The 16540-nt window shown below is 47.0% G+C and carries 13 protein-coding genes, 1 tRNA gene and 1 pseudogene; 8 read left to right on the forward strand and 7 right to left on the reverse strand.

Annotated elements, in window-relative coordinates; translation table 11 throughout:
* Both Q0600_RS05640 and hisF read right to left on the reverse strand, forming a co-directional pair.
* Positions 1 to 318 (reverse strand): annotated as a pseudogene (locus Q0600_RS05640) (purine-nucleoside phosphorylase); the annotation flags it as partial.
* Between the two features lie 353 nt (positions 319 to 671).
* The gene (gene hisF / locus Q0600_RS05645; protein ID WP_298757910.1) at positions 672 to 1592 is read right to left on the reverse strand and encodes an imidazole glycerol phosphate synthase subunit HisF; all 921 of its coding nucleotides are present in this window, start codon (positions 1590 to 1592) and stop codon (positions 672 to 674) included.
* Between the two features lie 90 nt (positions 1593 to 1682).
* On the opposite strand from hisF, the gene rsmA reads away from it, so the two are divergent.
* The 5 genes from rsmA to ybaK all read left to right on the forward strand — a co-directional run bounded on the left by rsmA (position 1683) and on the right by ybaK (position 7357).
* Positions 1683 to 2543, forward strand: coding sequence for a 16S rRNA (adenine(1518)-N(6)/adenine(1519)-N(6))-dimethyltransferase RsmA (gene rsmA, locus Q0600_RS05650; protein ID WP_298757913.1), 861 nt, complete (start codon positions 1683 to 1685; stop codon positions 2541 to 2543).
* Positions 2524 to 4758 (forward strand): RNase J family beta-CASP ribonuclease, encoded by a 2235-nt coding sequence (locus Q0600_RS05655; protein ID WP_298757916.1) that lies wholly within the window; start codon positions 2524 to 2526, stop codon positions 4756 to 4758. Before rsmA ends, Q0600_RS05655 begins: the two co-directional genes overlap by 20 nt.
* Positions 4759 to 5135: 377 nt before the next feature.
* A complete protein-coding gene (locus Q0600_RS05660) occupies positions 5136 to 6098 on the forward strand; it encodes a KpsF/GutQ family sugar-phosphate isomerase (RefSeq protein WP_298757919.1) in 963 nt (320 codons plus the stop codon).
* A gap of 8 nt (positions 6099 to 6106) precedes the next feature.
* Entirely contained in the window at positions 6107 to 6868 is a 762-nt protein-coding gene (locus Q0600_RS05665) for a pseudouridine synthase (protein WP_298758067.1), read from the forward strand.
* A 15-nt stretch (positions 6869 to 6883) separates the two neighbouring features.
* Positions 6884 to 7357: a Cys-tRNA(Pro) deacylase gene (gene ybaK, locus Q0600_RS05670; RefSeq protein WP_298757922.1), complete on the forward strand. Its 474-nt coding sequence runs from the start codon at positions 6884 to 6886 to the stop codon at positions 7355 to 7357.
* Positions 7358 to 7717: 360 nt separating this feature from the next.
* Here the strand turns inward: ybaK and Q0600_RS05675 are convergent, their stop codons facing one another.
* Complete coding sequence (locus tag Q0600_RS05675) at positions 7718 to 8281, reverse strand: LemA family protein (protein ID WP_298757925.1); 564 nt, start codon at positions 8279 to 8281, stop codon at positions 7718 to 7720.
* Positions 8282 to 8350: 69 nt separating this feature from the next.
* Here Q0600_RS05675 and Q0600_RS05680 point away from each other — a divergent pair.
* Positions 8351 to 8427: transfer RNA gene (locus Q0600_RS05680), tRNA-Met, on the forward strand.
* 348 nt (positions 8428 to 8775) lie between these two features.
* Entirely contained in the window at positions 8776 to 9489 is a 714-nt protein-coding gene (locus Q0600_RS05685) for a rhodanese-like domain-containing protein (RefSeq protein WP_298757928.1), read from the forward strand.
* Positions 9490 to 10097: 608 nt separating this feature from the next.
* Here Q0600_RS05685 and Q0600_RS05690 read toward each other — a convergent pair.
* The 4 genes from Q0600_RS05690 to folE all read right to left on the reverse strand — a co-directional run bounded on the left by Q0600_RS05690 (position 10098) and on the right by folE (position 14199).
* Entirely contained in the window at positions 10098 to 10886 is a 789-nt protein-coding gene (locus Q0600_RS05690) for a transporter substrate-binding domain-containing protein (protein WP_298757931.1), read from the reverse strand.
* Positions 10887 to 11298: 412 nt separating this feature from the next.
* Entirely contained in the window at positions 11299 to 12300 is a 1002-nt protein-coding gene (locus tag Q0600_RS05695) for an iron-sulfur cluster assembly scaffold protein (RefSeq protein ID WP_298757934.1), read from the reverse strand.
* A 3-nt stretch (positions 12301 to 12303) separates the two neighbouring features.
* Complete coding sequence (locus Q0600_RS05700; protein WP_298757937.1) at positions 12304 to 13503, reverse strand: NifS family cysteine desulfurase; 1200 nt, start codon at positions 13501 to 13503, stop codon at positions 12304 to 12306.
* Between the two features lie 111 nt (positions 13504 to 13614).
* Positions 13615 to 14199, reverse strand: a complete 585-nt coding sequence (gene folE / locus Q0600_RS05705) for a GTP cyclohydrolase I FolE (RefSeq protein ID WP_297918758.1) — start codon at positions 14197 to 14199, stop codon at positions 13615 to 13617.
* Positions 14200 to 14386: 187 nt separating this feature from the next.
* Between folE and Q0600_RS05710 the strand changes: the two genes are divergently transcribed.
* Positions 14387 to 16537 carry a TonB-dependent siderophore receptor gene (locus Q0600_RS05710; protein WP_298757940.1) on the forward strand — a complete coding sequence of 717 codons (2151 nt, stop codon included), beginning with the start codon at positions 14387 to 14389 and terminating at the stop codon, positions 16535 to 16537.
* Positions 16538 to 16540: the final 3 nt, after the last annotated feature.

Below are 16540 nucleotides of genomic sequence, written 5' to 3' on the forward strand. Positions count from 1 at the left end.
GATAAAATCTGAGCTATTAGTTATTGTTTCATATGAAACATTGGTAGAATTCCTAGCTGCAATTTCATAGCTAATCGGAGAGTATGAAAGCTCATAAAGCGCCGATATCTCACAGTTTGCAGCCGATCTGCTTTCATAAATTTTTAGAATTTTACCTTCTTTATATAGCCCTGCAGAACCCACGAAAATGATTTCACTCGGCAAGCTTTGCCTATTTTCGCATAAAAATTTAGTCAAATTTATACTCATATCCATTAGCCCTACGCCCATAGGCAGGGCAAAATCAAAAATTTCATTTCGTCCGGCAGAGATTATCATTTACGCATTCACGCTTTCATTATTTTTCACTAATCATAGCAAAATGACGATAAATTTAAGGCTAAATTTTGAAATTCTTTCGTCGTAAAGTATCGGGTGAAATTAAAATCAATTTAAGCAAATATCTATGAGAGCTGTACTCTTACCTTTCATAATGGTAGCAGTGCAGGTGGCGGGTAGAAGATGTAAAAGTATCATAAAAAAGTTTATGATTTAGCTAAAACGAATAAATTTTATCTAAGCAAAAACGATGCTTGCAAAAAACTTGCAAGATAATAAAGGCTGAAATAAAATTAATTATTTGGTCGCTTTGGCGGCTAAGTTTCAACCCTGCGGTATAAATCTGACCAAATTTACAGTCTCACTTCGATGCCTTGCTCCTGCAGATATGCTTTTAGCGCCTTGATTTCGATCTCTCTAAAGTGAAAAATCGATGCCGCCAGGCATGCGTCCGCGCCTGCTAAAAATGCGTCCTTAAAATGCTCTATTTTACCCGCACCGCCGCTTGCGATGACGGGGATGTCGAGCGCGCTAAAAATCCGCGTCAAATTTAGCTCAAAGCCGTTTTTAACGCCGTCGCAGTCCATCGATGTGAGTAAAATTTCGCCCGCACCGCGCTCCTCCACCTCTTTTGCCCAAGCAAGCGCGTCTCTGCCGGTATCCAGCCTACCGCCGTTTATAAACACACTATAGCCGCAAGGTTCGCCGTTTTTAGTTAAAATTTCATCCTGCGAGCCGCGTGAGATCTCTCCAAAATTCCGTGCCTCATTGCGTAAATTCGCATCCGAATTCCGTGCGCCGTCGTACAAACTCTCGCTCAAATTCCTTGCCGCACCATATAAATTGCCGCGCGAAATTTCATTCGAATTTCGTTTTGCGTCGATCGCTACCACGACGCACTGCGAGCCGAATTTATTCGCCGCTTTGTCTATTAAATTCGGATTTTTTATCGCGGCGGAGTTGAGGCTTATTTTGTCACAGCCGACGTTTAGTAGGCGCGAGATATCATCGATCGTGCGGATCCCACCGCCCACGGTCAGCGGGATAAAAAGCTCGCGCGCGACACGCTCTACGACGTCTACGATCGTATCGCACCCCAGATGCGACGCCGTGATATCGAGGAAGCACAGCTCGTCCGCACCCTCCTCGTTGTAGCGTTTGGCGACCTGCACCGGATCGCCCGCATCCACGAGATCTACGAAATTTACGCCCTTTACGACGCGTCCGTCTTTGACGTCGAGGCACGGGATGATCCGCTTTGCAAACTTGTTCACGGCGACCTTCCTTCGGTTAAATTTTATAATTTTAGCCAAATTTTACTTAATATAATGACTTTATAAGTAAAATTTGGATAAACTCTCGCGATGATTAGGGCGAAAAAAGAGTTCGGGCAAAATTTTTTAAAAGACGAAGCCGTTTTAAATAAGATCATCCAAGCGATTCCCGAGAATGTACAGAATGTCGTTGAGATCGGGGCTGGCTTAGGTGATTTAACTCGCAAGCTTTTGGAATTTTACAGATTAAAAAGTTTCGAGATAGATGAAGATTTATATCAAATTTTAAGCGCTAAATTTGCGCAGCAGATCGCTAGCGGTGAGCTTGAGCTCGTTTTGGGCGATGCTTTGCGGATTTGGCAGCAGCGGGGTCTTGAGCGCGGCGAATATTTTTTAGTCGCAAATTTGCCCTACTACGTCGCTACAAAGATGATTTTGCAGGCGATCGACGATGAGCTATGCGGCGGATTTTTGGTGATGATCCAAAAGGAGGTCGCTTTAAAATTCTGCGCTAGAGCAGGGCAGAGCGATTTTAACGCTCTTTCGATCCTGGCCGATCTTGCGGGCGGTTGCGAGCTTCTGTTTGACGTTGAGCCTGGCTGCTTCGAGCCTGCGCCAAAGGTGACCTCATCGGTGATTAGGCTTGTAAAGGGCAAAAATTTCAAGCCCGGTGCCGAGGAAAGCGCGGAGAGTTTCGGCGCAAAAAGTTGCGCCCGTTTCCAAAGTCTCGATGAATACGAGAAATTTAAAAGCTTTTTGCGCGTATCTTTCAGTGCGCCGCGAAAGACGCTTATTAAAAATTTAAGCGCAAAATTTGATAGAGGCTTAGCCGAAGAGATCTTTTTAAATTTGAAAATTCCGTCCGCGGTTCGGGCGCACGAGTTAAATTCCACCCTTTTTTTAGAAATTTTTAAAAATTTAAAGGCAAAAGATGGAAGAAAACAGAAATGAAAACGGCGTCGAACGACTCAAAAAAAGCAATCGCTATAAAAAACGCAAGGAAAATCTAAAAAAATCTATCGCAAGCGAAGGCTCTGCGGGCGATGTGGAATTCGGCGGCGAGCATGAAAACGGCCCCCGCAAAAATAAAGGCGCGAAAAACGCGCAAAATTCCGCTCGTTCAAAGGGTTCAAAAAACGGCTCCCGCAACGGATCGAATTCTGTGGGTGGCGCGTCAAATGGCGGTTTAAATGCTACGCATTCAAACGGCGCGAGCGGTGCGCATTTCGGCGGTGCATATCCAAAAAGCAACGAAAACGGCGCGGGCGGCGCAAATTTAAACGGTGCCGCAAAACCGGGCGGCAATAACGCAAAAGGCGCAAATTCTAACGCCTCGGACGATACGAACTATTCGGACTCGCAGAAAAGGAAAAAGCACAAAAAGCGCTCAAATATGCCAAAAAGTCTTACTGGCAACGAGCCGTGGCAAAAGGCGATGGACGATGCGATCGCGCAAAACAAGCTGATCCACGAGGAGCGCCTGCACCCGCTTAAAGACGCTAATCGCAGCGATGAGACGGTGCGTATCACGCCGCTTGGCGGACTGGGCGAGATCGGCGCGAATATGACCGTTTTTGAGACCAATACGAGTGCGATCATCGTCGATGTGGGCATGAGCTTTCCGGAGGAGAGTATGCTTGGCGTGGACATTTTAATCCCCGACTTCGATTATGTTCGCAAGATAAAAAACAAGATCAAAGGCATCATTATCACCCACGCGCATGAGGATCATATCGGCGCGATGCCATATTTTTTCAAAGAATTTCAATTCCCGATCTACGCTACACCGCTTCCTTTAGGGATGATAAGCAATAAATTTGAAGAGCATGGCCTAAAAGCCGAGCGTAGCTACTTCCGCCCCGTGCAGAAGCGCCAGCTTTATCAGATCGGTGATTTTGAGGTCGAGTTTATCCACATAACGCACTCGATTATCGATGCAAGCGCGCTTGCGATCACGACGAAGGCGGGCACAATCATCCATACGGGCGATTTTAAGATCGATCACACGCCGATTGACGGCTATCCGACCGATCTGAACCGCCTGGCGTATTACGGCGATCGCGGAGTTATGCTTTTGATGAGCGATAGCACAAACTCGCACAAAGAGGGAATCACAAAGTCTGAAAGCTCGGTAGGAAAGACCTTTGATACGATATTTTCAAGCTGTAAGGGGCGCGTGATAATGAGCACCTTCAGCTCAAACATCCACCGCGTCTATCAGGCTATAGAGCGCGGCGTAAAATACGGCCGCAAGGTCTGCGTCATCGGACGAAGCATGGAGCGAAATTTATTTACCGCGATGGAGCTCGGCTATGTAAATTTAGACAAAAAAATCTTCGTCGACGCCGATCAGGTCTCCAAATACCCTGATAATGAGGTTTTGATCGTAACTACTGGCTCGCAGGGAGAGACGATGAGCGCGCTGTACCGCATGGCGACGGACGAGCACAAATACATTAAGATCAAATCCACCGATCAGGTAATCATCAGCGCCAAGGCGATCCCCGGCAACGAAAGCAGCGTCTCGACCGTGCTTAATTACCTGCTAAAAAGCGGCGCGAAGGTCGCGTATCAGGACTTCAGCGAGATACACGTAAGCGGGCACGCCTCGATCGAGGAGCAAAAGCTCATGCTGCGCCTGATAAAGCCGAAATTTTTCTTACCCGTGCACGGCGAGTACAACCATATCGTAAAACACAAAGAGACTGCGATGGAGTGCGGCATCGAGGAGAAAAATATCTATTTGATGAACGACGGCGATCAGATGGAGGTTTGCGAAAAATACCTAAAGCGCGTCAAGACCGTCAAGACGGGCAAAGTCTTTATCGACAATCAGATCAACAAGCAGATCTCCGACGAGATCGTCAAACACCGCCAAAATTTAGCCGATGCGGGCGTCGCGGTCATCATCGCGCAGATCGACAAAAACGAAAAGAGGCTCATTCAGACGCGCGTCATCACCTACGGGCTCGTCGCCGATAATCAAACGGCGCACTTTACCAAGGAGATGCAGGGCATCATCGAGCAGTTTTTAGCAAATTTAAAAGATGAAATTTTGCTCGATCACTGGGCGCTGGAGGGCAAGATTCGCCAGGCTGTGCGAAAGCATATCTTTAGAAAGATCAAAAAATATCCGACCATCGTGCCGGTGATTTATTTGATGTAGGCGCGGCTAAATTTAGTGAGCAGGGGCGACTTTGATCTGCGACAGGCAAGTGAAATTTTAATGGCGCCGGTTAGCGTTCGGGCGTGAAATTTTGCGACGTAAGTGGGCTTTGCAGCGTTGGAATTTCAAGGCGGCATTAGCAGGTCTTGCAGCGCGAAATTTTAAAGCGGCGAATAAAATTCAAGCGTAAAATTTTGGCGTAAGGCAAAATTTAAAGAATGCCTAGGAAGCCTGCGGCAAGCGGGCAGAGCGGCGCAGAATTTCGCGGATTAAAATTCTATGGCGCAAATTTCAAAGGCGCGAAATTTCAGCTAGCGTAAATTTAGGCGTGGCGCAAAGAGGCGTAAAATGAAAGCAAATTTTAAAAAGAAGGTTTAATGAGTGAAATTTTAGATACGGCACGAGAGGTACTGAGGCTCGAAGGAGCGGAGCTTTTGCGGCATGCGGATCTTATCGGCGACGAAATTGAGCGAGCCGTAAACTTGATCCTTGCTTGCAAAGGCAAAGTAATCGTCACTGGCGTGGGTAAGAGCGGTCACATAGGCGTTAAGATCGCCGCGACGCTTGCTAGCACCGGCACGCCGTCGTTTTTCGTCCACCCTACCGAGGCGCTGCACGGCGATCTGGGTATGATCGGCAAGGACGATATGGTGCTTGCGATCAGCTTTAGCGGCGAGAGCGAGGAGCTGGTTAGAATTCTGCCTCACCTCAAACGCTTCGGCGTGAAGATCATCGCGATGGCGCGCGATAAAAACAGCTCGCTCGGCAAAGTTTGTGATGAGTTCATAAGCCTTGGTATCGTCAAAGAGGCCTGCCCGCTCGGCGCCGCGCCTACGGTTTCTACGACGCTAACGCTCGGTTTGGGCGACGCGTTAGCGATCTGTTTGATGAGGCAGCGCAGATTCGGCAAGGAGGATTTTGCAAATTTTCACCCAGGTGGCAGCCTCGGCAAGCGACTCTTCGTCAAAGTAAAAGACGTAATGCAAAGCAAAAATTTGCCAGTTGCAAAGCGTAACGCCAGCTTAAAACAAGCTATCGACGTTATGACGCACGGAAAGCTCGGCACCGTTTTGTTAGTGGACGAAAAAGGCGCGCTCGAGGCGATTTTAAGCGACGGCGATCTGCGCCGCGCTCTGATGCGAGAGGATTTTGACATCAATGACGGCGCGCTGAAATATGCCACCAAAAATCCTAAAATGCTGGACGATAAAAATATGCTCGCAATAGATGCGCTAAATTTGATCGAGCAGTTTAAAATTCAAGTCCTGCCCGTGGTCGAAAACGGCGCGCCCGTGGGGATATTGCATATCCATGATCTAACGAGTCTGGGGCTAAAATAATGCAAAAGATGCGTCTGAATAAATTTATCTCTCATAACACCGGCTACTCACGCCGTGAGGCGGACGAGCTGATCAAGCAGGGCAAGGTTAGCATTAACGGTCGCGTCGTTAGCGATTTTATAGAGGTTAGCGGCGAGGAGAAGATCCGCATAGGCTCGCGCCTCATTAAGCCTAAGACGGAATTTACGATGATCGTTTATAACAAACGCAAAGGCGAGTTAGTTACTAAAAAGGACGATCGCGGCAGGCGGACGATTTACGATAGCTTGCCGGAGGGGTTTAGCAGATTTGTTAGCGTGGGGCGTTTGGATTTTGCAAGCGAGGGGCTTTTGCTGCTGACCGATGCGCCGGCGATCGCTATGGCGCTGATGAACAGCGACATCGAGCGAGAGTACTATCTAAAGGTAAAAGGCGAGGTGAAGGACGAGGTCGTAACGTCGATCCGCGAGGGTTTTTTTGCTGCAGATGCGAGCAAAGGTGCGCACGCTAAAAGCAAGATCAAATCGATGGAATTTAAGCCCTTCTTGGGCTACCGCATAATGCCCAGCAGCGGCGGTTATACGAAAATAAAAGCGATCATTAACGAGGGGCAAAACCGCGAGCTGCGTAGATTTTTCGGCTATTTTGATCTGGACGTCGTGGAGCTTAAGCGCACGGCGTTCGGTAGAATGACGCTTGGGATGTTAAAACCCGGCAAATGGCGCTATTTCGATCAGAGCGAATATGAAGATCTGCGCGATTTTTTGAAAGAAAACAAAATCCGCTATTAAATTTAAGGAGGCGAAATGAGTTCAAAAACAAACGCCGCGCGTGTACTGGACGGTCTGAAAATCCCCTACGAGATCAAAGAATACGCGGTGGATCCTTTAAATTTAGACGCGGTACACGTGGCAAATAGCGTGAGCGAGCCGATCGAGCAGGTTTATAAAACGATAGTTTGCACGGCGGATCACGAATATGTCGTAGCCTGCCTGCAAGGCGATCTAAATCTAGATCTCAAGGCGCTCGCGCACATCTGCGGCGCGAAACGTTGCGAGCTGATGGATTTGAAGGATTTGCAAAAGGTCACGGGCTACGTCAGGGGCGGCTGCTCGCCGCTTGGGATGAAAAAGCACTTCCGCACCTTCATCGATGAAAAAGCGCTAACGCAGGAGAAAATTTACGTTAGTGCAGGCGTACGCGGAAAACAGATCGCTCTCGCGCCGAAGGATCTCGCAGTCGCAACCGAAGCGCAAATTTGCAAAATAACACATGATTAACGTGGCGTTGCTTTTGCTGCCGCTTGCGTAAGTAACGCCGGCGGCAAGCTAGCCAAAATTTACGCTGCGAAATTTAGACTTTTAAAATTTGGCGTTGCGCCGTTTATTAAAATAAGCTCCTGCGCGCCGAGAAAATACAAATCAAATTAGTTTTATAAATTTTATTGTTAAAATTCTAAGTACCGCGCATCGCAAAATATCTCAAACGAGATGACGAGCGCGCGCGGTGCGGAGTAAATCCTTTAAAGAGCATATTTTTCGCGCGATCTGTTTTGTTTGCTACGAAATTTAGCTTTGCGGCGCTCGCATTATCTGCGATGAAATTTTAAAATTTCATCGCAAATTTTCTACGTCTCGCGCTTATTTTTTGAAAAGCTCAGAGACGTTTGGGGCTTGCTTTTCTTGCTCGCTGGCGGCGAAAAATTCCGCTTTGGCGAAGTTAAAAACGTTAGCGATTATGTTAGTAGGAAACATTTCGCAGGCGTTATTATAAACCGTAACGGCGCCGTTATAAGCGCGGCGTGCGGCGCTGATCTGCTCCTCGCACTCGCCTAACGCGTTTTGTAGCTTGGCAAACGATTCGTTAGCCTTGAGGTTCGGATACGCCTCTACCGCAATGCGGATCTGCCCCAAAAGAGCCGAAATTTCGCTATTTAGCTTAAATTTATCCGCGTTAGAAGCCGCGTTGATCGCCTGTGAGCGAAGTTCGCTAACGCGCGTTAGCACGGCGTTTTCGTGGCTCATATATTCGCGCGTGGTGCTAACTAAATTTGGGATGAGGTCATAGCGCTTTTTAAGCTGCGTATCGACGGTGGAGGCGATATTTCGTACCTGGTTGCGCTTAGCGATGAACGAGTTGTAAACGCCCACTAACGCCAGAACTAACAAAACTATGACGACTAATAAAATCAAAGCCGCATTCATTTTCTCTCCTTTTAAAGTATTTCAATTAAAAATAAGAATATTTAGCTATACTGCCACTTCTTTATTCGTGTCAAGGTAGCTCAGCTGGTTAGAGCGCTGGTCTCATAAGCCGGAGGTCGAGAGTTCAAGTCTCTCTCTTGACACCATCTTTAATCCCTTTAAGAGCCGCAACGGCGCCCCAAAAAGTTCGAGATTATATCTTACTTATACTTGAAAAATAATGAAAATTAGCAAAAGCATAAAATTTACCTTCGGGCAAATGTGAGTTTTTTTGAATTTGTTGCTCCGTCTCTAAAAGATAAATTTACGCAAAGTATCTTTACCTACGAGCCTTTAAGATATTTTGGCAAAAGTTTTTTATTCGAGTCTCTTTCGCGTTTTCACATCGGTAATCCGTATCAGCATAACCTATCACATTCCGCGTAAATTCACACTATTTAGATAAAATTTTGATATAATTTCTCGCTTTAAAAGCTAAAATTCAAAGGAAAAACATGAAATTTATTTCTCACAAAATTTTAAAAAGCGCGGTTTTGCTGGCGGCATTGGGGTCTTTCGCAACTTGCGGTGCCGAGACGCAGCAACCTAACGGCTACGCCATAAGCGGCGCGGCGCTATCAGCAATAGAGGAGGACAATAGAGCGAAAGAAAATTATCTGGTCATTGATGTCAGAAGTACGGAGGAATACGCCACAGGACACATAAAACACGCGATCAACATCCCGCTTGGAGAGCTTGAAAGCAGGCTGGATGAGATAAACGCCTACAAGGATAAAAACGTCGTGCTTTATTGCAATACGGGCAACCGCAGTGGAAAGGCACTTGATCTGCTTAAGCAAAAGGGCTTTAGTATGCTTATGAATGCGCCTGGCGTGAAGCAGTACGACTACGAGCTGTATAAGGTCGGCAGCATAAACGCGGAGGGGTTTTTAAAAATAGCAAATGAGCCGAACGTACTGATCATCGACGCTAGGCAGAAGCAAGACTACGACGCGGGGCATATGAAGGGTGCGATAAATATTCCTGATGGCGAGCCTTTAGAAAACTACAAGGGCGTGCTTGAGGTCAATAAAGACAAAAAGATAATCACGCACTGCTACAGCGGCAACCGCAGCGCCAAGCTCGCCAAGGCCTTAAATGAGCTAGGCTACAACGTCACAAATCTACTCGACGGAACGAAAGAGTATAATTACGAGCTGGTGAAATAAATCGAGATTGGCTCTTGGGGTAAAATTTTACGATTGCTTTTTGCATTTGCCAGGTCTTTGTAATATGCAGCTTCGCGGCACCCGATAAGACAGGCGCCGCTAAATTTGAAATTATTTGCTCCGCCTGCTCATTTGGCGCCTACTTTGCATAAAATTTGCCTTTGATGTAGGACGTAAATTTTAAATTCTCCATACCGAGGCGGCAATAGCGCTTGGGAGTTTAACTCCTTTTAGAGGAATTTTTGAAATTTAAATCATAAAGTTGTAGCGGGAAAGCAAGTATTTAGAGCTAAAAATAGAATTTTATAAGTTAGCGCGGATTTTACGGAACGTAAAATTCAAACGAGCTCTATAAAAGTTGCGTAAATTTTAAATGCAGTCGAATCGCTTAAAAATTTTACTTCCGAAAATGGAATTTCACGCTAGTGGTGCGCGCGTTTTAAATAGCCTCACCAATTTCGATAAAATCTGCGTTTTGGCGAGACTAACAAAATCAAAGCCGAATTCTAAAAGCAAATTAAGCCCGCAACGTATTTTTAACTCCGTCATTACAATGAATCGAATTTTACGCGGGAATCAAACGCACGAATTAAATTCTGCACGAAATTTTATTCAACCAAGAATTCCTTCTTATCGATCGTGCCATGATAAAAAATCCCGAGCGTATCATCAAAGGTCTTATCCAAAAATCCATCTTTTTTTAGTCCTGCTAAAGATGTATTGATTAGCTCTAGCAGCGCATTATTGCCCTTCTGCACGGCGATTGCGTTGTAAGTTTGCTTACCTAGACCATCCAAAGCAACCTGCGTTTTATTATCGATGATTGCGTATGCGTGCAGGATTAGGTTATCATCGACATGCACGGCATTTTTCGCCCTTTTGAAAGCGCGGTAGCATTTAGCCGAGCTGGCGCAGAAATTCAAATTCTTTCTGAAGCCCGCTTTGCGTAAGAAATTGTGAATAGGAGAGTGTTTGATGACGAAAATCCTCTTTTTGCGGAGTTGATCGAAGCTCGTGATATTTTCGTCTTTTTTGGCTAACACACCTACCTGCACCTTAAAATAAGGCTCTGAAAAATCCACCTTCTTAGCTCGCGCGGGCGTCGGAGTAAAGGTCGCAATCACCATATCCGCTTCATTGCGCTGTAAAGCGCTAATGCGTCTTGAAGCCGTGATCGGGATAAATTTTACCTTGCCGGGATTATCGCCGAAAATCTCCTTACCGAGCTTTTCGCCAAGAGCAATCTCAAATCCCCTGTATTTGCCGTCTACGAGCGCACTAAACGGCGGCTGATCGTTATATACACCGATGCGAACGAGCCTACCTTTTTTGATCTGATCCAAAGAATTTGCAGATAGAAAACCAAGTAGCAGAGCCGCCAAAACAAATACTTTCATTTGCTCTCCTTTTAGTTGAAATAAGGCGCAATTATAATAAAAAGAAATTATAGCCAGCTAAAATTCTGCGATTTATGGCGCATTTTCATCTAAATTTATGAAAAGATGAAATTCGCGGAGAAATTCTATGTCCAATTTACAAACGAAATCTCGTAAAAAACTTACACGAGCGAAATAAGAAGTTCCTTTAATTAAATTTTATAGACAAAATCTACGGATGAATTTCACGCTAGAAAACCTTAGCTAAATTTACGATATTCTTAAAAGCAAGCACCGAAATTCTACGCAGATTTAGCGTCTAATTGCGAATTTAACTAAGGGGCGAAATTTAGCACTGCATCAATTATACAGAAGCCAAGCTCTTAAAATTTCGTAAAGACCAAGCCAAGATGAAACGTAGCGACCGATAAGCCTAGATCGGCATTACGCGGATGTTTGGACTAAGGTTTTCTTGCAAAACATTTTCGATCGCGTATAATGTACCGCTCGCACCGCTGGCGCAACCGCTACAAGCGCCTAGGTAGCGGATGTAGATATCGGTTTTGCCGTCGTCTGCGGGCCTGATGTCGATGACGTCGAGATTGCCGCCGTCCATCTGGAGCATCGGGCGGATATCCTCGTCAAGCACTCCTTCGACCGCTTTAAATTTACCGATCAAATTTAACTGCTCAAAGCTCATCTCGGCTCCCGCTTTCACGTTATTAGCGGCACTCGCGTCGGCTTGAGCTTGAAGTCTCTCTCGCTCCATCTCCTCTCTGGTTTGCTTTAAAATATCGACCAGATAGTAATCCTTCTCCTCGTGTCCGCCCGGGCGCACGCAGGATTTACAAAACGCGCCCGCTTTGGTGTATTGTGTGATCTCCTCGACAGTATGGAGGTCGTTTAGACGGATCACCTCTTTGATCGTGCCGAGGCTTACGCGCGCGCAGTCGCACACGATGATCTCATCCTCGAAATGCGCAGGATCGATGCCCTTATAATTCGCCGCAGCCTGCTTAATGACATCGTATGCCATGACCGAGCAGTGCATCTTTTGCGGCGGTACGGCAGGCTCATCTGGGGTATCGCGCATCGCGTGCTCTACGTCTAAATTTGTAATCTTTACCGCTTGATCGACGGTCTTTCCGATACAAAGCTCAGCCATCGTATCCGAACTCGCAATCGCCGTGCCGCAGCCGAAGCTTTTAAATTTTGCGTCTAAAATTCTATCGGTTTTAGGATCTATCAGCCAGTACAGCCGCACCGCATCGCCGCAACTCTCGGCGCCGAAGTCAGCGACCACTAGCTTACCACCTCTAGCCTTTGCTTCCTCCTCGGTGATCTCGCCCATATAGCGAGGATTATTCATGCGATCCTGCACTTTTTGCGAGTATTGCTCCCAGATTGAGCCGTTTATTAAACTATTTTTTGCCATTTTTTATCCTTTATTTTTCTCATAACCTTGCGGTGCATAAGCAAACGTGCTTGAAATCCCGCGCAGACGAGCGATAGCCTTACCTATATGCTCGATCGCGTAATCGATCTCCGCCTCCGTCGTAAAGCGCGACAGCGAAAGCCTTAGCGCCGTATGCGCCAGCTCCTTATCCGCGCCGATCGCTTCCATTATCGGGTTATTCTCGAGCGCCTCGCTCGCGCACGCGGAGCCCGTAGAAGCGGCGATGCCGGCTTTATTTAGATCCCACAGCATCGCCTCTCCCTCGACGCCTTGGATCGAGGCAAGGATGGTGTTTGGCACACGGATGCTGCGATCGCCCACGACGCTAACGTTTGGAATTTGCAAAAGCGCGTCCTCTAACTTATCGCGCAGCCTGCTTACCTGAGTGCGCTCAAAATCCATAAATTTATTCGCTAGCTCCAAAGCTTTGCCGAGCCCCACGATGCCTGCGACGTTTAGCGTGCCGCTGCGGCGTCCGCCCATATGCTCTCCTCCGTGAAGCAGGCTCGTAAGCGGCTTACTATCTTTTATGTAGAGTGCGCCGACGCCCTTTGGAGCGTGAAATTTATGCCCGGAAAGGCTCAAAAAATCCACATCCGCATCGCGTACGTTCACCTTTATCTTACCTATCGCTTGCACCGCGTCGGCATGATATAGCGCGCCATGCTCGTGTGCGATACGCGCGATCTGTTTGACAGGGAAGATCGTGCCGGTTTCGTTATTTGCCCACATCACGCTAACAAGCGCGGTTTTGTCGTTGATCTTTTCGCTAAGCTCGTCAAGATCGATCTGTCCGTTTTTATCGACGCCGAGGCGCGTGATCTTTACGCCGCAAATTTTTTCTAAAAAAGCACAGGTCGCGCTGATTGCGGGGTGCTCGACGGAGCTTATGACGATATTATCCTTCTCGCCGGTTAGAATTTTATCGTAGTAAATTCCTTTTAAAACCCAGTTATTGCTCTCGGTCGCACAGCTCGTGATGACGATATCGTCCGCATCCGCAGCGCCTAGTCCCGCATAGAGCCTATCCATCGCAGTTCTTAACGCGGGGTGAGTCTCGCTGCCGAAGCTGTGAAGGGAGTTTGGATTGCCATATTTATCGCAAAAAAATGGTTTCATCTCCTCAAAAACTTCGGGATCGACCATAGTAGTGGCGTTATTATCTAAATAAACGCGCTGCATAAAATTCCTTTCTAAAATTTGTCTGAAATTTAATCAGACAATTTCGCTCTTTTATCAATTTCGCACGATAATATAACATAATTGCTAAATTTTTCTTTAACGCTCGCCGTTTTAAAAACCAAAAGTTTTCGGAGAATTTATTAGATCGAAAAATTCCTTGCGCGTGTCGTTTCGGCTGATAAAAAGCCCTCGCAGTGCCGACGTAGTCGTGGTCGAGTTGATCTTTTGCACGCCGCGCATCTCCATACACATGTGCCGCGCCTGCAGCACCACGCCCACGCCGAGCGGATGGATCACCTCTTGGATTGCGCTTGCGATCTGCTCGGTAAGCTGCTCTTGGATCTGCAGCCTGCGCGCGAAAATATTTACCATACGCGGAATTTTGCTAAGCCCCACGACCTTTTTATTCGGGATATACGCAACATGCGCGCGTCCTATAATCGGCAGTAGATGGTGCTCGCAGAGACTATAAAATTCTATATCTTTTATCAAAACCATCTCATTGTTGCTGCTCTCAAACAGCGCGTCGTTTAAAATTTCTTTTGGATCCAGCTCGTAGCCGCTAGTTAGAAACTCATAGGCTTTGGCCACGCGCTCGGGCGTCTTCGCAAGCCCGTCGCGTTTCGGATCCTCGCCTAAAATTTCAAGCATCTGCGACACGCAGTTTTCAAATTTAGCTCGGCTTTTTTCGTCCATTTTTAGCAATTCCTTAAAGATCGATGCGCGATATTACTCAAAAACGCCTTTTATAACGCTGATAAATTTTAAAATTCCGCGCGAAATTTTATCAATCTCATTATGTTAATGATAATATATTTAAATTTAAGAAATTTTTATTTAAAATCCGCCGTTTCGATAAGCTTTATCTATAAGGAGTTCAGTAATGAAATTTAAGATGAGTTTTGGCGCGGCTTTGGCACTTTTTTCCTTTGCTTGCGCCGAACAAAACGCCGCGGCAAGCTCCGCCTCGGGCGAAAACCTAGGCGATATCGAGGTCGTAGAATGGGCGAATAACGACGACGGTTACCGCGCCGTACGCAGTGAGATCGGCAAGACGACTAAGAGAATTTTAGAAATTCCACAAACCGTAAATGTCGTAACGCAGCAGCATCTAAAGGACAAAAAGCCAGAAACCTTAGCGGAATCGCTACAAAACGTAAGCGGCATAAGCTATGCAAATACGACGGGAAATATTTTCGATGCGATCATCAAGCGTGGCTTCGGCGAGGGTCGCGACGGCTCGATTATGCGCAACGGCGTGCCTGGCGCCGTGATGCACAATTTCAACAAAACTATTCAATCCGTCGAGGTTCTAAAAGGACCCGCGAGCATGCTCTACGGCGCGCAGCAACCGGGCGGCGTCATAAACATGGTAACCAAAAAGCCGCAGTATGAGTTTGTAAATGAAATTTGGGGTGGGCTGGGCAATCGCAACTATTGGGACGCGGGATTTGATACTACAGGGCCGATTGCAGATAGCGGCTTTGCGTATAGATTTATATTCGATTACTACGCGAAGGATTATTGGCGAAATTTCGGCGGTGTAAAAAACACGCTCTTTGCGCCGTCGCTTGCGTATCAAGGAGACGATTATTCGATAAGCTTAGGCTACACCCATAGCCGCTCTACCGATCCGGTGGATCGTGGCGCGTTTTTGGTGCCGAGTACGGGTAAAATTTACGGCAGCGGCAAAGTCCGCTTCGACGAGCCGGTAAATAAACTACAAAGCAAGCTCGATACGGTTGATTTCGGCTTTGAGAAGGAATTTAACGAGGATTGGATATTAAAAGGCGCCTATGCTTTCTCGCGCAGTAAGCACGAATACGGCTACGTCCGTCCGAACAATCCATTCACGCCCCAAGGCCTTACCGGCACGACGCGATCGTATAACTACTACGATAATTTCATACACCGCACGCACGCAGCAAGCGTCACGCTAAATGGCAAATTTGAAACGGGCCCGCTTAAGCACGATGTCCTTTTCGGCACGGATTACAAAAACTACTACAGATACCGCCCGGGCGCGCTAAAAGGCACCGCAGGGCGTATCAATATGCTTACCGGACAGACCGCTTCGGGCGCCATCCTAACGAACGATAGAGAGCCAAAAATACAATATCAAAAGCTAAGAACGATCGGTCTTTACACCCAAGATAATATAAATTTAACCGACGAGTTAATACTTTCTTTGGGCGTGCGTAGGGAATTTTACGATCAAGTAGCCAAACAAAGCTGGCAAGGACCGAACAACACCGATCAGAAAAAGGCCGCTACGACCTATCAGGGCGGGCTTTTGTACCTGTTAAGCCCGCAGTGGTCAGTATATACTAACTACTCGCAAAGCTTCACGCCGCAGATGTCCATAGGCGAGGCGATAGGCGGCGATCTAAAGCCGGAGGAAGGCAAATCCGTGGAGCTCGGCACTAAATTTCAAAACGATCGCGTCACTGCAGGCGCGGCGGTGTTTAATATCGATAAAAGAAACATCCTGCGGACGGTAAATAATATAAGTGAGACGATCGGCAAGGCTCGCTCGCGAGGATTTGAACTCGATATAAACGGGCGCGTGACGCAGGGACTTAGCATGTCAGCGAGCTATGCATATACCAAAACGAGGGTGCGCGAGGACGACGGCGCTTTTGCGGTGCTAATCGGCAAACCGCTGGAAGCGACGCCGAAACACCAAGCAAGCCTATTTGCCAACTACGATTTCGCGCATCTAGGCGCAAAGGGGTTTAGGCTTGGCGGCGGCGCGCGATACTTCGGCTCGTGGTACACCTATTATATGCGCACGAACCTACCGAGCGTGCCCGCAGGAACGGCGTTTAAGCTGCCTCACGCCGTAGTTTATGACGCCTTCGTGAGCTACGATACTAAAATTTCGGGCTATGATACGAATTTTTCGTTCAACGTCAAAAATTTGACCGACAAAAAATACTACACCTCATCCTCAACCGGCACGACCACGAGCGTGATACCTATTCAAATGGGCTACGCGCGGCAGTTTATGTTTAACGTATCGGTAAAATTTTAACCT

This window comes from uncultured Campylobacter sp., from assembly GCF_938041645.1.
Taxonomy (GTDB): Bacteria; Campylobacterota; Campylobacteria; order Campylobacterales; family Campylobacteraceae; genus Campylobacter_B.